General features: G+C 48.6%; 23 protein-coding genes. 9 read left to right on the forward strand and 14 right to left on the reverse strand.

All coding sequences use genetic code 11. The features are described 5' to 3' along the window. The first annotated feature begins 732 nt into the window (after window positions 1–732). From AC5JLB_RS26510 to AC5JLB_RS26525, 4 genes are read left to right on the forward strand one after another with little or no spacing between them, the layout of a single operon-like run. Window positions 733–6,867: a hybrid sensor histidine kinase/response regulator gene (locus AC5JLB_RS26510; RefSeq protein ID WP_495876827.1), complete on the forward strand. Its 6,135-nt coding sequence runs from the start codon at window positions 733–735 to the stop codon at window positions 6,865–6,867. Between the two features lie 32 nt (window positions 6,868–6,899). Then, on the forward strand, window positions 6,900–8,909 hold the full coding sequence (locus tag AC5JLB_RS26515; protein WP_495876828.1) for an ATP-binding protein: 2,010 nt from the start codon (window positions 6,900–6,902) through the stop codon (window positions 8,907–8,909). Beyond that, the gene (locus AC5JLB_RS26520) at window positions 8,906–9,370 is read left to right on the forward strand and encodes a response regulator (protein WP_495876829.1); all 465 of its coding nucleotides are present in this window, start codon (window positions 8,906–8,908) and stop codon (window positions 9,368–9,370) included. Before AC5JLB_RS26515 ends, AC5JLB_RS26520 begins: the two co-directional genes overlap by 4 nt. A gap of 4 nt (window positions 9,371–9,374) precedes the next feature. Then, window positions 9,375–11,267 carry a hybrid sensor histidine kinase/response regulator gene (locus tag AC5JLB_RS26525; RefSeq protein WP_495876830.1) on the forward strand — a complete coding sequence of 631 codons (1,893 nt, stop codon included), beginning with the start codon at window positions 9,375–9,377 and terminating at the stop codon, window positions 11,265–11,267. Between the two features lie 119 nt (window positions 11,268–11,386). Here the strand turns inward: AC5JLB_RS26525 and AC5JLB_RS26530 are convergent, their stop codons facing one another. Next, window positions 11,387–12,055 carry a hypothetical protein gene (locus tag AC5JLB_RS26530; RefSeq protein WP_495876831.1) on the reverse strand — a complete coding sequence of 223 codons (669 nt, stop codon included), beginning with the start codon at window positions 12,053–12,055 and terminating at the stop codon, window positions 11,387–11,389. Window positions 12,056–12,433: 378 nt separating this feature from the next. Between AC5JLB_RS26530 and AC5JLB_RS26535 the strand changes: the two genes are divergently transcribed. The 3 genes from AC5JLB_RS26535 to AC5JLB_RS26545 are packed head-to-tail and all read left to right on the forward strand — an operon-like array spanning window position 12,434 to window position 14,861. Then, window positions 12,434–13,360 (forward strand): S1C family serine protease, encoded by a 927-nt coding sequence (locus tag AC5JLB_RS26535; RefSeq protein ID WP_495876832.1) that lies wholly within the window; start codon window positions 12,434–12,436, stop codon window positions 13,358–13,360. After that, window positions 13,360–14,223, forward strand: coding sequence for a S1C family serine protease (locus AC5JLB_RS26540; protein ID WP_495876833.1), 864 nt, complete (start codon window positions 13,360–13,362; stop codon window positions 14,221–14,223). Before AC5JLB_RS26535 ends, AC5JLB_RS26540 begins: the two co-directional genes overlap by 1 nt. Further along, entirely contained in the window at window positions 14,220–14,861 is a 642-nt protein-coding gene (locus AC5JLB_RS26545; protein ID WP_495876834.1) for a response regulator transcription factor, read from the forward strand. The genes AC5JLB_RS26540 and AC5JLB_RS26545 overlap by 4 nt, the downstream gene beginning before the upstream one ends. Window positions 14,862–14,941: 80 nt before the next feature. On the opposite strand, the gene AC5JLB_RS26550 is transcribed toward AC5JLB_RS26545, so the two are convergent. From AC5JLB_RS26550 to AC5JLB_RS26560, 3 genes are all read right to left on the reverse strand, one after another. Beyond that, window positions 14,942–15,736: an SDR family oxidoreductase gene (locus AC5JLB_RS26550; RefSeq protein ID WP_495876835.1), complete on the reverse strand. Its 795-nt coding sequence runs from the start codon at window positions 15,734–15,736 to the stop codon at window positions 14,942–14,944. Between the two features lie 20 nt (window positions 15,737–15,756). Next, entirely contained in the window at window positions 15,757–16,395 is a 639-nt protein-coding gene (locus AC5JLB_RS26555) for a nitroreductase family protein (protein WP_495876836.1), read from the reverse strand. 62 nt (window positions 16,396–16,457) lie between these two features. Then, window positions 16,458–16,640 (reverse strand): hypothetical protein, encoded by a 183-nt coding sequence (locus tag AC5JLB_RS26560; protein ID WP_495876837.1) that lies wholly within the window; start codon window positions 16,638–16,640, stop codon window positions 16,458–16,460. 212 nt (window positions 16,641–16,852) lie between these two features. Between AC5JLB_RS26560 and AC5JLB_RS26565 the strand changes: the two genes are divergently transcribed. Both AC5JLB_RS26565 and AC5JLB_RS26570 read left to right on the forward strand, forming a co-directional pair. Then, window positions 16,853–17,500, forward strand: coding sequence for a hypothetical protein (locus tag AC5JLB_RS26565; protein ID WP_495876838.1), 648 nt, complete (start codon window positions 16,853–16,855; stop codon window positions 17,498–17,500). A gap of 85 nt (window positions 17,501–17,585) precedes the next feature. After that, entirely contained in the window at window positions 17,586–18,512 is a 927-nt protein-coding gene (locus tag AC5JLB_RS26570) for a DUF3891 family protein (RefSeq protein ID WP_495876839.1), read from the forward strand. A gap of 304 nt (window positions 18,513–18,816) precedes the next feature. Here AC5JLB_RS26570 and AC5JLB_RS26575 read toward each other — a convergent pair whose 3' ends face one another. The 10 genes from AC5JLB_RS26575 to AC5JLB_RS26620 form a co-directional block, all read right to left on the reverse strand. Continuing rightward, window positions 18,817–19,479, reverse strand: a complete 663-nt coding sequence (locus tag AC5JLB_RS26575; protein ID WP_495876840.1) for a Na(+)/H(+) antiporter subunit B — start codon at window positions 19,477–19,479, stop codon at window positions 18,817–18,819. Next, complete coding sequence (locus tag AC5JLB_RS26580) at window positions 19,480–20,067, reverse strand: DUF4040 domain-containing protein (protein ID WP_495876841.1); 588 nt, start codon at window positions 20,065–20,067, stop codon at window positions 19,480–19,482. Next, window positions 20,060–20,338: a monovalent cation/H(+) antiporter subunit G gene (locus AC5JLB_RS26585; protein ID WP_495876842.1), complete on the reverse strand. Its 279-nt coding sequence runs from the start codon at window positions 20,336–20,338 to the stop codon at window positions 20,060–20,062. Before AC5JLB_RS26585 ends, AC5JLB_RS26580 begins: the two co-directional genes overlap by 8 nt. Beyond that, window positions 20,335–20,586 (reverse strand): hypothetical protein, encoded by a 252-nt coding sequence (locus AC5JLB_RS26590; RefSeq protein ID WP_495876843.1) that lies wholly within the window; start codon window positions 20,584–20,586, stop codon window positions 20,335–20,337. The genes AC5JLB_RS26585 and AC5JLB_RS26590 overlap by 4 nt, the downstream gene beginning before the upstream one ends. Beyond that, the gene (locus AC5JLB_RS26595; RefSeq protein ID WP_495876844.1) at window positions 20,583–20,972 is read right to left on the reverse strand and encodes a cation:proton antiporter; all 390 of its coding nucleotides are present in this window, start codon (window positions 20,970–20,972) and stop codon (window positions 20,583–20,585) included. The genes AC5JLB_RS26590 and AC5JLB_RS26595 overlap by 4 nt, the downstream gene beginning before the upstream one ends. After that, window positions 20,969–22,402, reverse strand: a complete 1,434-nt coding sequence (locus AC5JLB_RS26600) for a cation:proton antiporter (RefSeq protein WP_495876845.1) — start codon at window positions 22,400–22,402, stop codon at window positions 20,969–20,971. Before AC5JLB_RS26600 ends, AC5JLB_RS26595 begins: the two co-directional genes overlap by 4 nt. Continuing rightward, window positions 22,399–22,734 carry a cation:proton antiporter subunit C gene (locus tag AC5JLB_RS26605; protein ID WP_495876846.1) on the reverse strand — a complete coding sequence of 112 codons (336 nt, stop codon included), beginning with the start codon at window positions 22,732–22,734 and terminating at the stop codon, window positions 22,399–22,401. Before AC5JLB_RS26605 ends, AC5JLB_RS26600 begins: the two co-directional genes overlap by 4 nt. A gap of 131 nt (window positions 22,735–22,865) precedes the next feature. Then, a complete protein-coding gene (locus AC5JLB_RS26610; RefSeq protein WP_495876847.1) occupies window positions 22,866–24,290 on the reverse strand; it encodes a cation:proton antiporter in 1,425 nt (474 codons plus the stop codon). A 163-nt stretch (window positions 24,291–24,453) separates the two neighbouring features. Beyond that, window positions 24,454–24,786: a P-II family nitrogen regulator gene (locus AC5JLB_RS26615; RefSeq protein WP_495876848.1), complete on the reverse strand. Its 333-nt coding sequence runs from the start codon at window positions 24,784–24,786 to the stop codon at window positions 24,454–24,456. A 93-nt stretch (window positions 24,787–24,879) separates the two neighbouring features. Further along, the gene (locus AC5JLB_RS26620; protein ID WP_495876849.1) at window positions 24,880–26,013 is read right to left on the reverse strand and encodes a sodium-dependent bicarbonate transport family permease; all 1,134 of its coding nucleotides are present in this window, start codon (window positions 26,011–26,013) and stop codon (window positions 24,880–24,882) included. Between the last annotated feature and the right edge of the window lie 360 nt (window positions 26,014–26,373).

The following is a 26,373-nucleotide window of genomic DNA, read 5'->3' on the forward strand; positions in this document are numbered from 1 at the left end:
GCCTTCTAAACCTTCCCGCAAATTATGAAGAAACGTATGCGTTCGCCCTAGTCACAGTTTCGCATTCTATTTACAGATGCTCACAGCGTTCCATCGGGTGTCGTCTTAATTAGCCCTAGCTTAGAGCGAAACCAGCAAGACGCAATGCACAAGATTCTGAGTGAGACGCCCTCTGATCTATATGGAGAAGCAGGATTTGTCCCCAATGCTTCAGTCCCAAATTATGAGTACATGATCTCCGTGGTGGAACAAGTTAGATCCATTTTTCCTGGCGATACCAATGAGAGTATGGCGTTGCTTCACCAGAAACCTGTTCGCGTCTTTAAGAGGTGAAGATCAGGCTTCTCCTCCCATTTTGCTCTTACTACGCCTGAGTTAGGGCGGAGTAGCTTTGGTGCTTGTTCACTGGTCAAGGCGGAAGTTCTATAAATTTGGTATAAAACAGGCGCAACTCATCATCGCTATCTGTTCCATGTGAATGGCCTACATTAATAGGCTTGAACTTGCCAGACTTGAACTTGCCAGATAAGAAGCGGCAATCAAAGAGAATGTAGCCTCAATTCGTTTCGTTTTCGCAACACAACCCTCAGCCTGATCTGGTAGGTTAAGGCATTGTGCTATGTTGCTGGAATAGGCAAAATTGCGCTTAGAACAAATTAACTAATGCTTAAGCAGTTTGGAAATTTAGTAATTTAGGCAAATTTAGTAATTTAGACAAAGAAAAACGTTGCTATGAATATCGCTGGCTGCAATTTATCAGAAGTACTGTATGAAGGGGCAAACACCGTCATCTATCGTGCTTCTAAAGAGCCAGAGCGTTACTCTGTGGTGATCAAAACACTCCGATCTGAGCATCCCACCATTGAGGAATTAACGCGATTAAAGCACGAGTTCAAAATCCTTCAATCCCTAAACATTGATGGAGTCATTAAACCTCTGGCACTGGAGAATCATCAGAATGGTTTGGCTCTCATTTTGTCAGACTTTAAAGGGGAATCGTTAGCAAAATCTCTTGCAGGTCAGCCCTTGGAGTTGAGTTGCTTTTTACAAGTTGCGATTCAACTGGCTTCAACCTTGGCGCAACTGCATCAAAACAATATTATTCATAAAGATATTAATTCTCACAACATCATTATTAATTCCAGAAAGCAAGTTCAGATTATTGATTTTAGTATTGCTTCTTATTTATCAAGAGAAAATCAAACCAGCAATCCTTCTGATTTGCTTGAAGGCACACTTGCATACATGTCACCCGAACAGACTGGGCGAATGAATCGCTCGATCGACTACCGGACTGATTTCTATTCGTTGGGTGTCACTTTCTATGAACTGCTAACAGGTCAACTGCCGTATCAAACCGCTGACCCTTTAGAGCTGATTCACTGCCACATTGCGAAAACTCCGGCGTCTCCTGAAGCGCTGAATCCCAGCATTCCTTCAGCCGTGTCTGACCTAGCGATGAAATTGCTGGCTAAAACCGCAGAAGAACGTTACCAAAGCGGGCTAGGGCTGAAAGCAGATTTAGAAGTGTGTCTAAGAATGCTGCAAACGGCGGGTGACATTGCTCCCTTTCAGATTGGAGAGCTGGATTTATACAGTCAATTCTCGATTCCGCAGAAGTTGTATGGACGCGAACCGGAAGTTCAGGTGTTGATCAATGCTTTCGGTCGCGCTCAGGCTGGCAGCACGGAGATGCTGCTCGTGAGTGGTTATTCTGGGGTTGGCAAGTCTTCTTTGGTCAACGAAGTTCACAAATTGATTAGCGCAAAGCGCAACTTTGTAGAAAACGCGTCGCACGCTTCGAGAAAAATTGGGCATTCGCGCGGCTATTTTATTTCCGGCAAGTTTGATCAATTTAAGCGAAACATTCCTTATGCTTCTCTGATTCAAGCCTTTCAGGAATTGATGCGGCAGCTTTTGACAGAGAGCGATCGCAATATCGCTGATTGGCGATCGCGGCTGTTAGACGCGCTCGGCTCAAATGGTCAAGTTCTGATCGATGTCATTCCTGAAGTAGAACGGATTATTGGAGCGCAGCCCGCCGTTCCTCAGTTGGGGGCATCCGAATCCCAAAACCGATTCAATCGAGTCTTTCAACAATTTATCCGGGTCTTTAGTCAACCCGAACATCCCCTAGTTGTGTTTCTAGATGATTTGCAATGGGCAGATCTGTCTTCTCTCAAATTGGTTGAACGGATTGTGGCTGATCCAGAATGCCAATATTTACTACTGATCGGAGCCTACCGAGACAATGAGGTTAGCGCCACCCATCCATTGCTACAAACCTTAGAGCAGATTCAACAGAGCGGCGCAACGGTAAATCAGATTATCCTTCGCCCTTTAACCCAAGCGCATGTGAACCAATTAGTCACGGATACCCTCCGCACTGACCTTACCGCCGCCCAACCTTTGGCGAACCTGGTGTTTAACAAAACTCAGGGCAATCCGTTTTTTCTGACTCAACTGCTCAACTCCCTTCATCAAGATCAGTTGCTGTCATTCAATTTCAGTCACCGCAGATGGCAGTGGGATATGGCAGATCTGCAAAACATTGACATCACTGAAAATGTGGTTGAGTTGATGGTGGGTCAAGTTCAAAAGCGATCGCGAACGACGCAGAATATTTTGAAATTAGCGGCTTGTATTGGTGACCACTTCACGCTAGATGTTTTAGCGATCGTGCATGAAAAATCTCAATCCGAAACGGCAAAAGATTTGTGGGAAGCCTTACAAGCCGGTTTAATTCTGCCGCTGTCTGAAGCGTATAAAATTCCCCTCATGCTAGAAGCTTCAGACACGCTGCAAGCTGATCTTCCTAAAGAAGTGGGTTACAAGTTTTTGCACGATCGGGTGCAGCAAGCCGCTTATTCCCTCATTCCAGAGTCGCAGAAGCAAGAAACACATCTTAAAATTGGTCGATTACTGCTTCGCAATACTCCACCGGAAGACCGTAAAGAAAACATTTTTGCGTTAGTGAATCACCTTAATTATGGGGCTGATTCACTAACGTTAGAGTCAGAAAGAGATGAGTTAGCTGAACTCAATTTGATGGCAGGGCAGAAAGCGAAAGCAGCAACGGCGTATGAATCTGCGATTCGCTACCTAAAAGCGGGATTGAGCCTATTGAGCGCTAACAGTTGGCAGCAGCAGTACCCGTTAACGCTGGCGCTCTACGAAGCCGCGATCGAGACGGCCTATCTCAATGGCAACTTTGAGCAGATGGAGCAATGGGCAACCCGTGTCTTGCAGCAGGCGAACAGTGCGATCGATAAGATGAAAGTGTATGAGATTAAAATTCAAGCTTGTATGGCGCAACTCAAACCGCTTGAAGCGGTCGAAATTGGCTTACAAGCGCTAGATCTACTGGGAATGAAGTTGCCAGCGTCGCCGAGTCCTTTAGAGATCCAGCAGACGATCGCTCAGACCGCCGCAAATTTGGCTGGGAAGAACATCTCAGGTTTGATTGATTTACCAACAATGACAGAACCCGATAAACTGGCAGCCGTGCAGATGCTCACCAGCTTAGGTTCTCCTACTTATCAGTCTGCGCCGACCCTATTTCCATTAGTGATTTGCGAACAGGTAAATCTATCGATTCGCTACGGCAATGCTCCGTTTTCAGCCTATGGCTATGTTTGTTACGGAGTCATTTTAAACGGGATCATGCATGATCCTGAGTCCGCGTATCAGTTTGGTCAACTAGCGTTTAATCTAGTCGAACGGTTCAACATTTTAGCGCTCAAGACGAGTACACTTTTTGTGGGCGGATCATGTACGGTGCATGGCAGAGTTCATGCTAGAGAAACGCTACCACTATTACTGAACGGATATCAAAGTGGACTAGAGAACGGACACTTTGAATATGGTGGGTATGCGGCTATGCAACGCTGCCAATATTCCTATTTTATCGGTCAAGAACTCACAAAACTTGAGCCAGAAATGGCGATGATTAGCGATGCGCTGGCTCAACTGAATCAAGAAAATGCTTTGAGTTGGAATCAGATTTTTCAGCAGAGTGTGCTTAATTTGCTGCACCCTTCTGAGCATCCATTCTGTTTAGTCGGGAATGCCTACAATGAAGAGAAAGCATTACCCATTCTTCAAGCAGCAAATGATAGAACAGGTCTGCACTATCTTTATTTAAATAAACTCATTCTTTGTTATTTATTTGAAGAGCATCAGCAAGCTCTAGAAAACGCTGCGCTAGCCGAAGACTATTTAGATGGAGTGACGGCATTCTTGGCTGTCCCTGTGTTTTACTTCTACGATTCGTTGGTTCATCTTGCGAGGCTTTCGAGCTTGGCGGAGCCAATTGCGTCATCGGCAGCGGCGCAAAATATTCTCAGCAAAGTGAGAAGCAATCAGGAAAAAATGCTCGTCTGGGCAAACCATGCTCCGATGAATTTCCGGCATAAGTATGATCTAGTTGAGGCAGAGGCGGCGAAGCTGTTGGGGAATCGGATTGATGCGATGGATTTATACGATCGCGCGATCGCAGGCGCTAAAGAGCACGGATATCTCCAAGAAGAAGCGATCGCGAATGAGCGAGCCGCAAAGTTCTATTTCTCGATTAACAGAACTAAATTTGCTAAAGAATATTTGAGTAATGCTTACTATGGCTATGTGGGTTGGGGCGCAACGGCTAAGGTCAGACGTTTAGAAGCACAGCATCCCGACATTTTTTCTCGACAGCCGAGAGAATCAAGCGAGGACAATCCGCGATCTTACACTACAACTAAAAAGTATTCTGAAACGTTAGATCTCGCGACTGTTATGAAAGCGTCTCAAGTGCTTTCTAGCGAGATTGTCCTCGATAGACTGCTGACCAAGTTTATGCAACTTGTCATTCAGAATGCTGGTGCAGAAAAAGGATTTTTGCTGTTAGAAAAAGCGGGAGAGTTGCAGATTGAAGCATCTGGAACTATTGATCATAATCAAATAACCGTCGAGCAGCCTAGAGCAATTAGCACTTCGCGCAACTCTGAAGGCATCGCATTACCCGCTCTTTGCCCCATGTCTGTTGTGAATTATGTGGCGAGAACGGGCGAGCCTATTGTGTTAAGTGATGCCACCCATGACGGGGCTTTTACACTAGATGCTTATATTGCAGAACAGCAACCCAAGTCCCTGTTGTGTGCGCCCATTTTGCATCAAGGCAAGCTGACTGGTGTTCTTTATTTAGAGAATAATTTGACGATCGCAGCCTTTACCCCAGAGCGACTAGAAGTTCTGCAATTACTTTCGTCTCAAGCGGCGATCTCGATCGAAAATGCGCGGCTGTATACTGACTTAGCAGAAGCGAATCGCACCTTAGAAGCAAAGGTAGAAAAGCGAACCCTAGAATTGCAAGCTAAAAATTTGCATTTGCAACAAGAAATTAGTGAACGCCAACGGGCAGAAGAAGTGGCGGATGCGGCCAACCGGGCGAAGAGCGAATTCTTAGCTAATATGAGCCACGAACTCCGCACGCCGCTCAACGGCATTCTAGGCTATGCCCAAATTCTGGGGAAGGATGCGGCGCTAACAGACTTACAAAAGAATGGGATCAAGGTCATTCGTCGCTGCGGCGAACATTTGCTGATGTTGATCAACGATGTTTTAGATGTGTCTAAAATTGAAGCCCGAAAAATGGAACTTCACCTCGATGATTTCTACTTTTCGGAGTTTCTAGAGGGAATTGTAGCCATTTGTGGAATTCGGGCTGAACAAAAAAGAATTGCTTTTACGTATAGCGCGCTGTCGCCATTGCCCCAATTAGTTCAGGCAGACGAAAAACGATTGCGGCAAGTTCTGTTAAATCTGTTGGGCAATGCGGTTAAATTCACGGAGAAAGGGGAGGTCACGTTCAAAGTTGGCTATCTATCGGCCTTTGAGCCAAACACTCGCCTCACCTCAAAAATTCGATTTCAAGTCGAAGACACGGGCGTTGGCATCATCCAAGAGCAGCTCCAGGAAATCTTTTTGCCCTTTAGACAAGTGGGCGAACAGCGCGGGCGAACGGAAGGAACCGGATTGGGATTGGCGATCAGCCGCCAACTGGTTCAACTGATGGACAGTGATATCCAGGCACAAAGCGCTCCGGGAAAAGGAAGTATTTTCTGGTTTGATTTAGACCTGGCTGAAGTGTGTCATCTGTCAAATTTTACGATCGCTGGTGCTACGATTCGTGGGTTCAACGGCGATCGCAAAACCATCCTGGTTGTAGACGACAAAGAGCCAAATCGTCTGGTGTTAATCAATCTGCTACAGCCGCTTGGGTTTGAGGTGTTTGAAGCAACCGACGGTCAAGACGCCCTGCAAAAGGCGCGTCAGTTTCAGCCGGATGTAATTTTAATGGACTTAGCCATGCCGACGATGGACGGGTTTGAGGCAACTCGTCAGATCCGGCTCTCTCCAGACTTACAGCAGACGGTGATTATTGCGACCTCGGCAAGTGTCTTTGAAATGGATCAACAGCAAAGCCAGAGCGTCGGCTGCAATGGTTTTTTGTCGAAACCCATTCGGGAAGCAGAGCTACTAGAGCAGCTATCGATTCACCTGAAGCTGGAATGGATTTATGAACCCTCCATCGAGTTAAACCGCCCACAGCCAGACCGCATTGAGCCAAACCGTGTTGAATCAAACCGCACGAGTCCATCTTTGCTCACTCCTCAAGCTCCAATGATTGCTCCCCCTGCCGAAGAAATTGCGGCTTTACTAGATTTAGCCAGGATGGGTGACTTGAGAGCGATCGCAGAGCGAGCCGCTAAACTGGAATCACGCGATTCGCAATGGATACCCTTTGCAGCGCATCTCCGCCAACTCACAAAAACGTTTAGAAGACGACAAATTCTGGAGTTTATTAAACAATTCCAAATGACCGATTGAAATTACTGATTGAAATGATTGAGTGAAAATTTATGGCTGATCAGGGCGTCGTCCTCATTGTGGATGACACACTTACAAATTTAGAAGTGTTATTTGATTCTCTCATCAACGCCGACTTCAAAATCTTGGTGGCGGAGGATGGCGAAAGCGCGATCGACACGGCCAACTATGCATTACCCGATCTGATTTTGCTTGACATTCTCATGCCCGACATCGACGGATTTGAAACGTTTCGTCGGTTGAAAGCGAATCATGCCACCGCAGACATTCCAGTCATCTTTATGACGGCACTAAGTGAAACGGTGGATAAAGTAAAAGGCTTTGCTCTAGGGGCAGTAGACTATATTACAAAGCCTTTTCAGCAAGAAGAGGTACTTGCTCGCGTTCAAACTCATTTGCGGCTTCGACAGCTTACCAAGCAACTCCAAGAACAAATGGCACGCGAACAAGCCATTCGCGCCGAAGCAGAAGCCGAACGCAGCCGAGCCACGAACATTCTAGAAAGCATTACAGATGGGTTTTTCGCGCTCGATCAAGAGTGGCGGTTTACTTACTTAAACCCCCAAGCAGAGCCGCTCCTGCAACGAAAGCGAGAGGATTTGTTAGGTAAAAACATTTGGGATGAGTTTCCCGAAGCCATTCACTCGCCGTTTTATCAGAAATATCATCGTGTCGCAACCCAACAAATCAGCGTTGAATTTGAAGAATTTTATCCCCCTTTAAATGTTTGGTTTGCTGTTCATGCCTATCCTGCCAAAAATGGGATATCGGTTTATTTTCAGGACATTACGACGCGAAGAATGGCGCAGGAAGAATTGCAGCGTCAGTATCAGCGATCGCAGCTATTCGCAGAAGTCACCCTCGAAATTCGTCAGTCGTTAAATCTTGACGAAATTCTGCAAACCGCCGTTACCGAAGTCCAAAGAATTTTGCAGGCCGATCGCGTGCTGATCTATCAATTATGGGCAGATGGAAGCGGGAGCGGAGTTGCCGAGGAGGTATTACCAGGCTGGTCGCCCGTGCTAGGGAGAAAATTTCCGGAAGAGGTGTTTCCCATCGAGTACCGAGAGCAGTACCGCCAGGGACGAGTCTGTAATATTCCAGATGTCACCGATCAGAAAGAGCATGTTCCGTCTTGTTTGATCGAGTTTGTGCAACAGTTTCAGGTCAAAGCCAAATTAGTGGTGCCGATTTTAATCAAATCAGAACTCTGGGGATTGCTGATTGCTCATCAATGTGGCGCTCCTCGTTCCTGGACTTCTTTTGAAGCAGAACTGCTTCAGCAACTCGCCGATCAGATTGGCATCGCCATCACTCAAGGGCAATTACTAGATCAAGAGACTCGTCAGCGTCAAGAACTCGGTCGTTCTAATGCTGATCTACAACAGTTTGCCTACATTGCGTCTCACGATCTGCAAGAACCGTTGCGCATGATCACGAGCTATCTCCAGCTATTGGAGCGCCGTTATAAAGATCGCTTAGATGAAAACGCCAGCGAATTTATTGGCTATGCGGTAGAGGGAGCGGCTCGGATGAAGACGCTGATTAATGACTTGTTAGCCTATTCACGTGTCGGAACTCACGGTAAAGCATTTGAGCATATCGATTGTACGGCGAGCGTCAAGCAAGCGATCGCGAACCTCAAGCTCTCCATTGCTGAGAATCAAGCAACCATTACCTGGGATGAGTTGCCCGAAGTTGTGGCAGATAGTACCCAACTGACGCAGCTATTCCAGAATCTAATTAGTAATGCCATTAAATTTCGCAGCGTAGTTCCTCCAACCATTCATATTTCAGCCATATCTCAAGCCGAGAACTGGCTCTTTCGAGTCCAAGACAACGGCATTGGCATTGAAGCTCAATACGCTGACCGAGTTTTTGTCATCTTTCAGCGTTTGCATAATCGAGCCGAATATCCAGGAACAGGAATTGGGTTAGCAATTTGCAAAAAAATTATAGAGCGGCATGATGGGACTATATGGATAGAGTCTGAACCTGGAAAAGGTTCAACGTTCTGTTTTACCATTCCAGAGCAAGCATGACGGAGTCATCAATTTTGAGTACCGAATGTCCTGAAAGACTGATCGAGATTTTGCTCGTGGAAGACAATCCTGGTGATGTCAGACTGACCCAGGAAGTTCTGAGGGAGGGCAATATCTTCAACCACTTGAGTGTCGTTGAAGATGGGGTTCAGGCGCTCGAATTTTTGCAGCAGCAAGGGAACTACAGTCACTCTCCCCGTCCCGATTTAATCTTGCTCGACTTGAATCTGCCCCGTAAAGATGGGCGGGAAGTTCTTGCAGAAATTAAATTCAGTACACACTTAAAACGGATTCCGGTAATCGTTCTAACCACGTCTCAATCAAAGGAAGACGTTCTCAGAGCCTATAACTTTCATGCCAATTGTTACATCACAAAACCGATTGATTTAGAGCAGTTTATTAAAGTTGTTCGCTCGATTGAACTGTTTTGGCTCACCATCGTAAAACTTCCAGCAGAGTAAAGATATGAATGATCAGATGATTAAAGTCTTGCTCATTGAAGACAACCCTGGCGATGCGCGGTTGTTGCAGGAACTCTTGGTGGATGTACCCTCGGTGGCGTTTGGGCTAGAGCAGGTCGATCGCTTAAGTAGTGGTTTGACACGGCTTCAAGAAGGCAATTTTGATGTCATTCTGCTAGATCTTTCTTTACCCGATACTCAGGGATTGGAAACCTTTGTCACCCTCTACAGTCGCGCTCGAAATACGCCGATCGTCGTCATTACAGGTTTAAATGACGAAACAGTCGCCATTCATGCAGTCCAGGCAGGCGCACAGGACTATTTGGTGAAGGATCAAGTGACGGGCGATGTCCTCGTGCGATCGCTGAGATATGCGATCGAGCGTAAGCGAGCCGAACAAAAAATTCGGGAACAAGCGGCGCTGCTAGACATTGCAACAGACGCCATTTTGGTGCGAGATTTAGAGGGTCGAATCTTGTTCTGGAACAAAAGTGCGGAGCGACTCTACGGCTGGAGCACAGACCATGTTCTCGGCGAAACAGATGAATTGCTATACCAGCACCCTTTACCTCAATTTCAGAATGCTCAAAACATTCTGTTTGACCAGGGCGAATGGTCTGGAGAACTTCGCCAGGTAACAAAAAGCGGCGAAGAAGTCATTGTTGAAAGTCGCTGGACGCTGATGCGCGATGATGACCACAAACCCAAATCGATTTTGGTCGTCAGCACCGATGTCACAGACAAGAAAAAACTAGAGGCTCAATTTCTGCGTGCCCAACGCATGGAAAGCATCGGCACGCTGGCGAGCGGTCTAGCTCATGACTTAAACAACATTCTCACTCCTGTTCTAGCAACATCTCAACTGTTGCAGATAAAATTTCCTCACTTAGATGAACATAATCGACGGCTCCTGAAAATGATGGAGATCAACGCAAAGCGCGGAGCGGCTCTAGTCAAGCAAGTCTTACTCTTTGCCCGAGGCGTTGAAGGAGAACAAGCGGTTCTTCACCTGGAGCCGTTAATCTTAGAAACTCAGCATGTTGTGGAAGAGACGTTTCCAAAATCAATTACGACTGATACACATCTTCCTCCAGCGCTTTGGACGATGACTGGAAACGCCACTCAACTCCATCAGGTGTTGATGAATCTCTGTGTCAATGCTCGGGATGCCATGCCCGGTGGAGGTACGTTGACTATTTCTGCGGAAAATGTGTTGCTCGATGAAAAGTGTACCCAAACAAATCTTGATGCTAAGGCGGGTTCCTTCATTAAAGTAACGGTTGCTGATACCGGGACGGGTATTCCGCCAGGAACCCTAGATCGAATGTTTGAGCCGTTTTTTACGACCAAGGAAATTGGTAAAGGCACAGGGCTGGGTCTGTCTACTGTTATTGGCATCATGAAGAGTCACGGTGGTTTTGTGACGGTGTCTAGTGATGTTGGACGGGGAACACAGTTTAATCTATTTTTTCCCGCTGCGATCGCAGCCGAACCTGAGGAGACAAACGATCCAGAAATCTTAGCAGGAAATAATGAACTGGTGCTGGTGGTGGATGACGAAGCGGCTATCCGTGACAGCAACAAAGTGTTGTTAGAAGCCTACAACTATCAGGTGCTGACCGCTTGCGATGGCATTGAGGCGCTCGACCTTTACATCAAGCACAAAGACAAAATTAGCTTGGTGCTGGTGGATATGATGATGCCTGTAATGGATGGTGAGATCACCATTAGCACGCTACAAAAAATTAATCCGCAGGTCAAAATTGTTGCCGTTAGTGGACTGGTCTCTAGCTCTCAAACTGCTGGGGTAGCAAGTTCAGCGTTCTTACCCAAGCCTTACACCGCCGAAGAACTGATCAAAATCGTCAGTCAGGCTTGCAGAGCAAGTTTAGCTTAAAGGATGTTATGAGCTTTAGCAGGTTTCCATCTAATTGCGTTTGTGATGCTGATGGTTAGACAGGTTGTTGAAATCCGGTTTCAAAGTCCATAAAGTTCTCTAGCGCGATCATTAATCAACTAAAAACCTGACTCACATAGCAGGCTCATCGCCTTCTCGTGTCCATAAACATGAATTAGCAGCCTGACTATCCAAGCATAAGACGCTCCAAGCTCAAACTCAGCATCCATAAACGGAACATCTGGCTTCCAAAATGACAAAAACTCCTGAATGGGACGACCGATTTGGCTACACTTCAACGTCAGAAGATCCGCCAAGGCTTCGTCGCCCCCCCATAGCGCACAGTGTGCTCCATGCTCGACTACCATTACCCATCGCTTGTGGGCTGAGTATAGAATGTACCTATCGGCAAAGAGAGAAGGTCTTTCTGTGTCCATAAACTCTTGAGCGATTCCTTCATCATTGAAGGCGTACTCTACCTGAGCGGTAGGGACATAGTAGTATGAGCTAGGTGTTGTCTCTAATAGTCCCCTGCGATTCATATAAGTTGTTCTGCCTTCAAAATCAACATAAAGTCCAGGGTCATGAACGGAACGCATAACGTCTGCAAGGGCAAAAACCAAGTCGTCGTCAATTTGAGTATCACAAGGATAGATGATATGACGCGATAGTAGCTTGTCGGTGAAGTAAGTCTCCAGTATTTGATCGCCCTTGAGTTCGATTGTGAGTTGCTCAACAATTGGCTTAAGCTCAGTTTCATACTCATCCTGGGTGAGGGCACGCATCATTTTTTCTTCACCTCCAGTGTTTCAACATTAGAGAACATTGTTAGCCTAAAGAATAAAATAGCCCTGCGGCAACTAGAAAGGGTTGTAAACTTCTCACTAAGCTAAAGGCATGATCAGAAAACCATGTTTAACAGACTTGCGTGAGATACCGCGAATATAAGTGGGAAAAAACGAGCAACCGAGTGCAGTAATTCTGGACAAAAGAAAGGATTTGCAAGTCATCTCCAGCAGCCCGGAGTCGTTATGTCTCGCACCAATTCGGTCATCAATTTACTTGCCTAGCCATTTTTCTAGGTTAGGTTCTACCCATTTCTCCGATGTCGAAGCGCGATCGCAGTTGGCATTCTGTAATTACGCCCACATTACAGAGGATTGGTCATGACCGCTTCAGACCCATTTCATGTGTTATCTACATTTTCAACTCAGTTAGCTGACGCGGTTGAACAAGCCGGACGATCCATTGTGTCTGTGAATGCTCGCCGTAAACTGTCGTCAAGCGGCATCTATTGGAGAGAAGGCATTGTTGTCACCGTCGATCATGCGATTCGACGCGAAGAAGAGATTGCCATCACCTTGCCCGATGGGCGCACAACAACCGCCACCATTGCCGCCCGCGATGCCCGAACCGATTTAGCCTTGCTGAGCATCCAAGCGGTTGATTTGCCGACCGCAGAGGTTGTGAATGCCGATCAGGTTAGAGTAGGACAGATAGCCCTTGCGATCGCCCGCAATGCAGACGCCGCAATCAGTGCCAGCATGGGCATCATTAGCTCGCTCAGTGGGAGTTGGCGCTGGCACAGAGGCAGGCGAGGGGACACCTTGATTCGTCCATCGCTGCTGCTCTATCCCGGATTTTCGGGCGGGGCCTTGGTGAGCGCAACAGGACAAATCATTGGCATGAATACGGCGGGGCCGCATCACATGAGCGTTACCATTCCAGCCGCGACGGTCGATCGGGTGGTGGATCAACTGCTACAACAAGGCACGATCGCACAGGGCTATTTAGGGCTTGGAATGCAAGCGGTACAGTTGCCCGATTCAATGCAGCGATCGCTGGATCTGGCTCATTCAACAGGTGTGATTGTTGTAAGCATCGAGCCAAACGCTCCAGCCGATCAAGCAGGTATCTTAATTGGCGATATTGTAGTGACGTTGAATGGAACCGCACTTGCAGATGTCAGCGATGTTCATGCGGTGTTAGATAGCCAGCAGATCGGGCAAGTTCTCTTGGCCCAAGTGGTTCGCGGCGGAGCCTTAGTCGAAGTTTCCATTACGGTTGGAGAACGCTCAGGGAGGAACGGCTAATGGTAGTAGAGGTAATAGAGGCGTTTGCAACCGTGGCAGAGTCGTTGCGCCAATCTACAGTACGAATTCGAGCGGGTCGCGCTGGAATTGGATCGGGCGTGATTTGGCGAGCGGATGGATGGATTATCAGTAATGCTCATGTGGTGCGATCGCTTGGAACTCGTCACCGATCGGATCAGACGACGATCGAACTGGCAGATGGACGCCAATTTCTCGCGTCTGTGGTGTCGCAAAATGTGCAGCGAGATTTAGTTGCGCTGCACATCGAGGCGGACGATTTACCCGCGATCGCAGTGGGTGACAGCGATCGCCTGAGAGCGGGAGAATTAGTCTTTGCAGTAGGGCATCCGTTGGGTGTCACCGGCTCAGTGACGATGGGTGTCATTCAGACGGCATCAGCAAAAGCTTGGGTTCAAGCCGATGTTCAGCTTGCGCCCGGCAATTCGGGTGGAATTCTGGCCAATGCTCGCGGTGAGGTGATTGGCATCAATACCATGATTGTAAATCGGTGTGGATGGGCGATTCCGAGCCGTGTGGTTGAACAATTCTTAGATGCTCCTGTAGCACGTCCACATTTGGGGGTGACACTGGAAGTTTTGAAAGTACAGCTTAATCGTCGTCCTGCGTTCGGATTGTTAATTAGCGCGATCGCGCCTAACAGTCCCGCCGAGCAAGCTGGATTCCGCGTTGGAGATGTGCTAATTGGCGTTCGTGGTGTGCCGTTTCAGACGCCGCACGAACTCACTCAGATTCTAGATTGCTCAACGGTCGGAGATGGATTAGCGATCAATCTTTTGCGAGGCGAACAGCATCTGATCTTGAGCGTAATTCTACAAAGTCCTTCCGAACCTCAAGCGGCATGAGTGCGGTACGTGTTGTCGTCGTTGCCCAGTCGATTGTGATGCAAGCCGGGTTAGAAGCCTTGCTGGCTACCGATCCGAGTGTCGAAGTGATCGGGCGGGCTGTGGGATGGGCGGCACTCTCAGAAACGCTTCAGGTGCTTCAACCCGATGTCATGTTGGTAGAGTGGAATCCTCAAATCGCAACCTTAGTGGAGGATATTGAGTTAGAGGAGTGCGCGATCGTAGTGTTAATGAACGACGAACTCGAAGACACGATGAGCGCAGAGGCAATTGCAGCACTGTTGCGCTCAGGTGTGCAAGGAATCTTACCGCTGGAAGCGGCAGCAGATGAGATCATCGCCGCGCTCAAAGCAACCGCGACTGGACTCACTGTTCTGCATCCTGATGTGTTAGAGATGTTGTTAGCATTGCCGTCTCGCTCAGCGTCTGAGAGGTTGATGTCGGGGTTGACTGCTCGTGAAACGGAGGTCTTAGGCATGTTGGCAGAAGGATTGGGCAATAAAGCGATCGCGCGTCGCCTCAACATTTCTGACCATACGGTAAAGTTTCACATCAGTTCAATCCTAAGTAAGCTGAATGCTTCTAGCCGAACCGAGGCAGTTATTCTAGGTGCAAAACAAGGTTGGATTTTGCTTTAGGACAGTATGAGGGCATGGCAGCTGCCATGCCCTCATAAAAGAAGTCGTTTGCAGCATTTTTTGAATGGGCATAACGATGCTCAAAGCATCTGAATTCCGCCACTCACTGGCAAATAAGCCCCTGTGATAAATCTCGCTTCTTCAGATGCCAACAGTAGAATTGCTCCTGCAACATCTTCTGGCAGTCCATTCCGTTTGAGTGGGATCGTTTGAGCAGAAGCCTCTTTGTGATCCTGTGGCAACTGCGCCGTGGCATCTGTCAGCGTTAGTCCGGGGGCAACCACATTGGCGCGAATCCCGTAAGGACCTAGTTCCAAGGCAAGGCTTTTGACAAAGGCATCTAATCCAGACTTGGCGGTACTGTGGGCAATAAATCCCTCGCCTGGATGGCGAGACAAGCCGCTGCTGACCGCAATAATGCACCCTCGCTGCTGTTCGATCATGGAGGGCACGATCGCTTTGCACGGGAAAAATGCTCCTTTGAGTTCTCCAAGCAGTTTCGCCTCAAAGTCTTCCCATTGGTAGTCTGTAAAGGGAGCCGTTGGAAAATTAGCATTGGCATTGATGATCAGCGTATCAATAAAACCGAATGTCTCTGTGACCTGCTGTACCATTGCACTGACTTGCTGAGGATCACGCACGTCTGCTTTCACGGCAACTGCCCGACTGCCCTCTGATGAAATTGCCTCAACAACCTGCTGAGCAGCGGCTTCACTGCCATAGTAGTTCACCCCAACAGCAGCACCCTGTTGTCCTAGAAGTTTTGCGGTAGCAGCTCCAATTCCACGACTCGCTCCTGTAATGAGAACGACGCGATCGCGCATCAGCTTCTGCTGATCTGAGGTTTGGTTTTGTTGCGATGGTGTAGTAACCATAGTTTGATCTTGTTGAGTATTTAATCAGCTTTAACGAGGAATGATTGGTTCCATTGACCTGAGAAAACAAAGTCATGCAATGGTTTGCGGGTCCGTGGAGCTAAGGCTCTTTGCTGGAGCTTGTCGGACAATGTGTGTGGATCGCCCAAATACCCCAGCGCGATCGCAGCAACTGGTTCGTAGCCATCGGGAATATTGTAGGTCTCGCGCGCTTTAGCCACATCAAATCCTGCCATCTGATGGATCACTAATCCTAGCGCCGTTGCTTGAATGGCTAAGTTAGCCGCTGCTGCTCCGACATCATGAAATGCGTGTCGGTTCTCCACACCGTTACGCTCAAAGTGAAGCTTTGCTACAGACAGCATCAGCACGGGAGCCGTCTTTGCCCACTCTTGATTACCTTCCGCCAAGCAACCCAACAAGCGATCGAACTCGGCTTTGTGATCTTTTGTTGCAACAATAAAGCTCCAAGGTTGCTCATTAAAGGAGGATGCTGCCCATCGGGCTGCTTCTAAAACGCTGGATAATTTTTCTGGTTCAACAGGCTGATCTGAGAACGCTAAAGGACTCCAACGGTGCTGCAACACCTCTTCGATGGGATACTGAGTGTCCGCTGTTTTGTCTGTTGTTAAGCCAGTTCTAACCGCATTGTCTGTCATGTCATGAACCTCCAGTAATCAAAATAACCTGATTGTTTAGGTCATACAGTCGAGCGCGTCGCTCACAATCTAGCAGTGACCAGCAGAAGCGGGTTGAGTAATGTAACAAGAACTCCTGTTGTCAGCTTCAGTAGATCCAGATAGATCATAATTGAAGAAGCTCCTGATGATTGCACCAGCAAGTTAGCTTCAGCAGGATTGTGAAGTAGCAAAATCATTGAAGCGATAACAACGAAAAGTTGCATGGGCTTATACTAAACCCCTTAAGAGCATTCTTCCTCTGACTTAAGTTGCGCTACACACACCATTCAAGATGTCGGAAGGAGTAAACCCGTTTGGAGTTTGGATGTGAACGTAAATCCAACAACAGCAAAAAAAGAAGATGCCGCTCGTGAACGCTGTGTATAATGACTGGCACAACAACAAACCTAACAACACCTGTTAAGCGAAATCCACAATGACCTACTCTATCTTGAGCCATGACTCGAAACAACAACTTGAGCAAGAGCGATCGCGGCTCGTGCACGAACGCGAAACGATCATCGAATCGGTGACCGCAGAGATTAATCGCCTCATTCAGCACATTGATGCCTTGCTAGGAAGCGAAGGAACGGCTGAGGTGAATGGTACTGTTGATACGGCAGTTCCTACTGCTGATGCGGCAGTTCCTACTGCTGACGCGGCAGTTCCTGCTAAGGGAACGCGGAAAGGAAAGGCGAAAAGCACAACTTCAGGCGCGGGTAGCCCTGCCAAGTCCCAAGAGAGCGCACCTTCTTCCGATGAGGTTGCTGCACCAGATGACGGGCAACAAAAACGGAAGCGACGTAAATCAAAATCGTTTGATGCAGAAGATCTCAACTCTGAGTTTAAGGGTCTAACTGCGATCGATGCCATGATCCAGGTGATGAGGGAAGCGGGGGAGCAAGCCTTTTCGACGGATGAGATGATCCAGCAGGTGTATGGAGAGTTTGAAGAGTCGGAGATGCCAAGAGCGCGGAAAAGCGTAGCAGGTGTGTTAGCTCGCGGCGCACGGTTCAACACGTTTGACAAAGTGCAAGAGAAGCCAGCGCGATATAAATTGAGTGATTCTGTCGCTTCTGCATAAATTCAGAGCAACCGATCGCAGGCAGTAGCGCGCGATCGCAGCTTAGGACACTGTAGGTTGAGACAGGTAGGTTGGCATCGATTTGGTGAAGCTGCTACCCCGATCAAAACGAGGTAGCAGTGAACACAACTCTGGACAGACGGCAGTTTCTTTAGCGTTTGGCTACTTTGAATGTACTGTCTGTCACAGTTATTCCACCATGCTGTATCGTAGCGTCACTCAAGATCGGATTTGCATCACTCAACCTACCCACGCTTGGGTGGCTGGACAGTTAGCGCAGGCATGGGGCAATGACAGTTTTGGTGCTTTCGCGCCCCGTGAGGCAGTATGTCTGGGGGCGGAGCAGCATGATATTGGGTGGTTGCCGTGGGAAGCGGCTCCTACCTTCAATCCTAAAACTGGGTATCCTCACAGCTTTAGGGAAGTTGCACCAGAAGTACACACCAAGCTATGGGCAGGCGCGAAACAGTTGGCGATGCCGATGGGACGCTATGTTGCGCTCCTAGTTTCGCTGCACGGGACTGGGCTATACGAACGCTTTACGAGTTGGCAAGGCTCTCCTGAATCTGCTCGTGTTGTTGAAGCGTTTCTGAAGCAGGAAAAGGAGTTCCAGCAAGATCTGATGGCGCGGCTTCGGCAAGATCCGGATTATGCAGCACATGTGACGCCAGACGCGATCTCGCGTAATCAACGATTGGTCGCTGTTTGGGATATGCTGTCTCTCGCCATTTGCATGGGCGTGACCGAGCAACAGCAGTTTGAAGGGGTTCCGCTTGCAACTGGAGACACAACGTTGACCCTAACGCCGATTATTGCAAAGCGCAACTCCGAAGGAACCAGCAGTAACTCTACTCAGCTTCAAGTAGCCCCTTGGTGCTTCCGAGTGTCTTCTGTTGAGTTGCTCTTTGAGGGACGCATCTTGAAAGAACCTGCACTGAACGAAAAAATGATGCAACAGCAGCTTGATAGTGCGCCTTGGGTGACGCTTACCACTACGCTTCGCGCCGCTTGAGCGACTGTTCACCCGTCTATTACGCCTCTTGAGGATTTGCTGCCTTGTCACTCAGTTCGTGGCTAATATTCGTCCCTTGGTGTAGTGGGAGATCGTGCATTCTGGATTCTGAATGAAGTTGTCTACGATCGTGCATTATGACCTCAACTCATTCTGTTGAACAACAGAGGGTGATGGAACGGAGCGCCTGATGCCCGACGGCAGATTCACGACAGATTCAATGATGAAGTCCTACCTGAACAGTTCCGCCACTTTGAGCAGCTAGTTTAGAAGTGAGCATAGCGGTCATCTCTACACCGCTGATTTACAGCAATCCCCGATACCGAATAAAAATCAGCACAACTGCCCACGATCCCAGGGCAACTTTGATGGCAACCAGAATGTTAAGCAGGGGAACTGCTCCACCGCTAATCAGTACACCCAACTCCCCGTGGGGAAGTTCAACCCCTGCTAGGGTGAGCACTGACAAAACAATGAAAACAAGCACTGAAACCTTTTCCCAGGTGGCAGCGTGCCAACGTTGATAGATCGACTCCATCCACTCGGAGGATGAGGTAATCGCCACCAGTCCGATCGCCGTTCCGCCTGCGACGCCTGCCGCAAACCCACCTCCCGGGCTTAGGTGTCCTCGAATCGCCAGTTCAACCCCCACGATCGCGGCAATGGTTGCTCCCAGTTGTGCCAGCACAATCGAGGGCTGGTCGGTAAACCGATAAATGGTGCAGAATGGGCGCTCGTTTGCCAGCAGGAATTGAGCGCCCATAATGGAGAGCGTAAACACGATGACTTCAAAAATCGTGTCATACAGCCGATTTCTGAAAATGATGCCTGACACTGCGTTAGGCACACCGCTATCTTGCACAACGGCTTCAACAATCGACAGATCGGAGGTATCTGCGATTGGGTTGGGCATGATCAGGAATTTGATGAACAGGGCAATTCCTGCTGCAACGTAGAGCCATTTCATTTAATGCTTCTCTCCTGAGTCTGTTGCTGTGACGTAGGTGAGGGTGGTGGCGGGCGATGCCAATTCAGTTTGCAGGATGTCATAGAGACGGTGGATCCGGACTGCCGTGTGATAGGGTTGCCGTCCGGATTCAATTTCTGCCGAGTCATGCTCGTCCTCGTGCGATCGCTCAATACAAGTGACGTGGACTTCTTTTTCTATCAAGGCTCGGTGTAAGGACTGTGGATTAGGATATGGAAGCAGTTCAAGCCGAAGATGGTACTTGCTGCCAATGGTTTGAAGATCAGCAATCAGTTGGAAAAAGGGGGATCGATCATCTGTCTCACCCAATTCATCTTTGAGGACGCCGATCTGCATCACCAGTGATGAACGTACCGCCACGGCGTAGAGCGTCGTGGTCAGCATAGTTCCCACCAACGCCTCAGTTAACGCCACGTCGGCCGCCCCCAAAACTGCATAAACTAGGGCTGCTACCCCTCCAAGGATGCCGCGAATGACTAGGGCATTGTAGGGATTGACCTGGACGGTGAGCATCACCGCCGCGAGTGGCAGCAGGGCAACGATGACATAGATGTAGCTATCATTCATGCTTCCCTCCACTGCTGGAGCAATATGCCAATACGTATCCCAGCACCGTATTCCAGATTGCCAGGGAAATCAGAGCGAGGACGAGCAACGACCACTGATTCGGAATTTTCAGAAGCAGCCCGAAGATAATGCTCATGGAGCCAAGAGTATCGGCAACCGAGAGGCTATGCAGTTTGAATAAGAGCGATCGTTTGCCGAGCAGGGGAAAAGTGCCCCAAAACCAGAAGACAATTCCCACACCGATGCAGATATAGCTGAGGATATTGATCATGCTTCATTCATCCGTTTAATCACATGGGCTAGCAACATTAATCCGGCATTTCCCACACTCAAAATGATTACTCCAACCACTCCAATCATCCAATCACCGCGCAGAACGGAGACCACCAGAATCATCACCGATGTTTTGCTCGCAATACTGGCAAATGCCAACATCTTTTGCCAGATATTCTCATCCTGCCAAGCCTCATAGATGGGAATAAGTAAAGCTAAAATCATGGCAATTAGGATTAAGTTCATCGCCCTTTCCTCCGTTGCACTCGATGAACTTCGTAACAGCCTTCTTCGTGGTATTTCACAACAATTGTTTTGGGTGTAAACGTAATCAGAAAAATATCCAGGAAGATGAGCCCAGGAGAGCGCCGGGGTTTAGCTCGCTCCATCGTGACAGTTTCCTGCGTGTGCGGACAGAACATTAGTTCAAATGCTTCCAAATAGGCCTGGGGAACTGCCACTATGATTTTCCACAGCATCTGCAGCCACTCTTTTAATGCAGTAGGGGCAGTACGGCTATGGGGTATCAGGAAAACAACACAAATACCAATGATGATATTTACCACACTCAGGTTAGCGGTAAGCAAAAACCAGATGACCAGTCGCAAAGTGAGATTGAGATATCCAATCATGCCAGCACCATCCAGAAGAGTAGGATCAACATCAAACTCATCACCCCGATCAAGTGATCAAATTGCTCCAACAAGCGCGGCAGTTTGAGAACAGCTTGTCGAAAAATCAAAAAGTATGCAAGCCAACCAAGAGCGATCGTGACCAGGGGTTTGACAATATTCCCGAAACTATAGGCCTCGTAGTACACGATATTCGCCAGAAATAACCCTCCAATCAGCAGGGCGATCGCGGCCCAAAAACCAGCCTGAATTTTCCCTTGTTTCTCTTGCATTTGATGCGGCAGAAAAATGAACTTGGCAAAGGAGATTGCCGTTCCCACTGCCGCAACATTCATGCCAATGACTTGCCAGGGTAACAGGCTCTTCATGGTCAACACCTTTGCCCCAAAACCAGATAGCAGCGGGAATCCAGAGATTGAGAAACTGGCAATCACCAAAGCAATCCAGATAGGTGTATGGATGGGTGTATGTTGCAGTTCCTTGAGGTTACGACTGGGGAGAACTCCTGCAATTAGGAAGAGTGCTGATTTTACTAAACCGTGGGTCAGAGCATAGAATCCGCCGACTTCTGGCGCAGCGAGAATAAAGCCTAATTGAGAAACTGTGTGAAACGCCAGCATGCGCTTGGTATCTTTTTCAAAAACAGCATAGCCCACGCCCAGCAGAGCAGTCCCCACGCCAAAGATGCGGATCAGAGGGTCAACCTCCTCCACCAACAAGGCACAACGCACCAGCGGCAAGACACCTGCTTTGACCACAACACCTGAGAGCATCGCTGATACAGGGGTTTCCGATTCGGAATGGGTCAACGGTAGCCACAATCCTGATATAAAAATTCCACCCTTAATCAGGAGTCCCAGAAAAATGAGAGCGAGTGCTTCTGGCGGTGCTTCGCGCAGTCCAGTAAACGCAAAGGAACGGTTGGCTTTGTAAACCAGCACTGCGCCCACCAGATAAAACAGCATGGCGACGTTGCTGACAAATAGATAGCGCAACCCGACCCAGATCGATCGATCCGTTCGGGGGTAGGCAATCAACAGAAAAGCGGCAATACTGATTACCTCTAGTGCCACGTACAGACTGATAAAATCCGTACAGACAAATGCGGCATTAACGCTGCCATGCAGAATGATGGTCTGCATGAAAAAGAAAGGGGTCTTACCACTGTTCCAGCAGTAGAGAATGACAGCGGCTGTCACTAACGCATTCGTCAGGATAAAGAAACTACTTAATGGATCAAGCAGTAAGGTTACGCCAAACCGATCCAGGAGTTGCAGCGTCAGCGGTGGTTGACTAAAGAGCAGCAGCGCGTAGCTAATCGACGCGATCGTCATCCCCAATGAGAGGATGCGATTCAGCGGAGGGAGCAGATAGCTGATGAACCCAACAAAAAATGGCAGGGTAATCCAGACAATAGTCAGGGTACTCATGGTGCGTTATTCTGCTCAATTTCACTGGTTTCCAGCGTCGGATTATTCCGTGCCAATTTCATCACCCCTACTAGCATGAGTGCCTGAATCGAAAAGCCGATGACGATCGCCGTCAAGATTACCGCTTGAGGCACCGGGTCGGCGTAATTCCCTCGGCGGGTAGTTGAAAGAATCGGAGTGAACAAGCCATCACGAGATGCGATCAGCACGTAGTAGGCAATCACCCCCGTACTCATGACATCCATTGAGATGATTTTCATCACCAGATTTTTCTTAAAAATGATGCCGAAAAATCCGCACAGGATAGTTGCAAAGATGAATGCTTCTAACATCGGGAATTGATGAGTGGATGGGGAGAGGGATGAATAGGAGGGAGGAGAGCAAAGAGGTGAAGAGGTGAAGAGGTAATTTCATTCTTTTTACTTCTTCGCTGTTTTACTCTTTCACCCCTTTCAGTTTCTCCTCAAGATTCACTCACCACTGTCGCTGGTTCCAGCGCGGCTTCTCCACTAGCGGGTGGCTCTGCGGACTGCCCAAAGGCAATTCGGAGGAAGGGCGGCGCGAGAAATGTAGTCAGAATCACCATGATGATAATGGCAGCTTCTAATGGCTTGCTTAATGCGCCACTGGCAGAACCAATCCCGGCAAACACGAGACCTACCTCACCCCGTGGAATCATGCCAACTCCAATTGCCAGTCGGTTAATGCCCGGTTGACCAAACACTGCCCAACCTGTGACGACCTTGCCGAAGATGGCCACGGCAATCAAAAATACGGCAATCACTAAACCAGCCCGATTTTCAGGAACTGTCGGATTGAGAACACTCAAATCTGCCTTGGCACCAACGGTGACAAAGAAAATGGGAACCAGCAGATCGGCGATCGGTTTTACTAGTTCATCCAATTCATTCCGGACATCGGTTTCATCTAGCACCAGACCGGCGGCAAAGGCACCCAAAATTGCTTCCAGGTGAATTGCGTTACCCAGAAATGCCATAAAGAAGGCAAAGATAAATGCCGGAATCACAATATTGCCGCGAGTTTTCAGTCTATCGACAATGGCAACAAAGGTCTTGTTGAAGATGCCGCCCAACAGGATTGAACCAATCAGGAACGCTGTTGCGCTCACAATCAGGTAAATTACATTAGTCACATCGATTTCACCAGTTTTAGCGAGACTAGCAACCACTGCCAGAACGATAATCCCTAGCACGTCATCGATCACCGCTGCCCCGACAATAATCTGCCCTTCCCTGGATTTAAGCCGCCCCAACTCAGACAGCACTTTAGAGGTAATGCCGATGCTGGTTGCGGTCAGAGCTGCGCCTGCAAAAATTGCCGGAATCGCTGGAACGTTAAATAACATCATTAGCCCAACCGTACCCGCCGCAAAGGGGACAACCACCCCAACACAGGCAACGATCGCCGCTTGGTAGCCTACTTCCTTCAGTTGGCGCAAATCTGATTCCAGCCCGATTTCAAATAGCAGAATAATCACGCCCAGTTCTGCCAGCACCGAAATTACTTCACTCTGGGACTGAAATACACTAGTCAATGCTTCTGGTGCCAGTCCGTTAATCCATTGCAGCACGGTCATAATCACCGAATCAGCAGCCTGCATCCCGCTTTCGGGAAAAACCATCAGATGCAGAGCAGACACGCCAATCATCACCCCAGCAACCAGTTCGCCTAAAACGGGCGGAAAATCCAACCGCTTAGAAATTTCAGCCCCAAATTTACTGGCAAGGTAAATCACCACCAGACTCAGCAGCACGCCAGACAGAATAATGGGTGAATCCTCAGCAACAACGGTCGCCAGGAATGGCATCGGAGCCATGAGAGCGGCTATCCCCCCACTGAAAGGAGGCAGAATGTTGGACAAAATCATGAGTTTAAAGCGATGAAAGTTAAGGGTTTGAGGGAGTTATAAAACTGCGAGGGGTTATGAAAAAGGCAACCGATCAAGGACGGTCATGCTTTGGATTCTTTGAGTAACGGTCACCAAAAAGCCGGAGTCATGACCCGGCTTTTTAGGTCCGCGTCGTCTCGATTCAACAGCCGTCTGGTCCACAGAAACTGTGCCCGTACAGTACCTCCGCGTCACAGATATAGATCATGCCCGCAAAATCGAGGAAAAACTTTATTGCGACCTGATCCGCAATATTCTCGGCCATATCCCGATCCGGGGTGAGCACCTCGAATTTTATATTCGCCGTGGTGTCAGAAACGCTGGGTTGTCCCGACGAGCGCACGTTGCGACTGCCTTTACCGCCGGTTTCCAGAACCGTATAACCGGTTGCCCCGGATTCTTCGATGATATCGGCGATCTTTTTCAGCAGAATCTTTTCCGTGATGATGACGAGCTTTTTGGCTGACTTGGCCATGTTGGTTACCTCCTTACCGTAATTGATCTTATATATTGAGTCGCTTGGTCTACCGGGTCAAGGGAGGGCCGACAGACCGCGACCCGTCTGGGATTAGCTGCCGCTGATCGCCTGGGCAAGCCCGAGGAAGAGCGGTATTCCCACGCCAATCGCAATGGGTGTACCGATAGCTGTGGAGGCACCGATGTAGGCGGAGGGATTGGCCGACGGAATCCCGGCTCGCAACGTGGGTGGGCCTGAGATGTCTGAACTGGAGGAGGCGATGACGGCCAGAACCACTACGCCACCCATGCTGAATCCTGTGGCGTAGTGGGCAATCATACCGAGACCGAAGGCGATGAACCCATGCAACAGCGGTGCCACTACGCTATACACGACGTACCACTGAGCCACCTTACGTAGTTCGCCAAGTCTTGACCAAGCCTCCATACCCATGACCACCATCAAGATCGAAAGCAAGCCGCGAAAGGCGGGATCGTAGAAGCTTTTATAGACACTTTCCGGCTGGGCGAATATGCCAAGAGCAAGACCGAGCAACATTGCCGATAGGGCAGATCCCTGGAGGCTTTCCTGCACGATCGGCCATATTTTGACCCGATTATCCGCAGACTGCTGCTTGCTGAGATACTCCTGCCGGGTGCTGGGATAATCCTGCTGATCGGGATAATCGCCTGCTGCAACGGTCTGCTTGCTGAGATACTCCTGCTTGCTGAGATACTCGCCTGCTGCACTACCCTTCTTCTTCTTGTTGAGATAAATGTTGGCTATCACAATCGCAGTTACGAGCGCTGGGATATCCATGAAGGGATAGAGTGCGCCAGCCCATGCCTCGTATTGGATGTTTTGTCCATCCAGTACCGTCAGGGCGGCGGCCATAGTAGAGCCACTTACAGCACCAAACAACCCCCCGGTCGCAATCGCATCTACGGTTTTGACCTTCGGCAGCTTGGCCAACGTATAGCGCGCGATGAATACAATGAGAATTCCTACTGCTATAGCAAACGCTACGGGTAACACCATCTCCGTTAGGTTGGAATTGCGGATCGCCTGACCACCGGTCAGACCGATTTTCATGAGCAGCATGAAGACGATGATCTGAGTAATCGCCTCTGGAATTACCAATTCGCTACCAAGGGCGGCAATGACCATACCACCAATCAGAAAGCTGAGTGTTGGGGACTGCAACTGCTTAACGAAGTCCATTAAGAACAAGGACAAAAAATCCACGAATACCTCCTTCTCCTCTGATGAGGAGTATTGCAATAAATGAACTAAATGCACTTGCTAGAAGCGACCCATTTCATAGAAAGGATCGGCTACAGATAAAAATCGGCCGGAGAATGGAGTCTGGCATCTGCGATCGCACGCTCAAAGAAGTCTCAACAACAGACTGCCGAGAATGATTGCTGAGCGACTGCAAGCTCTGAAAAACTAAGTCGCAATAGTTAAATCATTTAGATGTTTTTAACTGTACGCTACTCTGAGTAAAGTTACTCATTGAGTGACCAAGAAAAAAGTTTCGGTCTGTATAGGAATTCTTCTATGGTTTTTAGATTACTGGCACCGCGAAGCCAGCGGTCGGGGCAG

It is taken from the genome of Myxacorys chilensis (genome assembly GCF_059505265.1).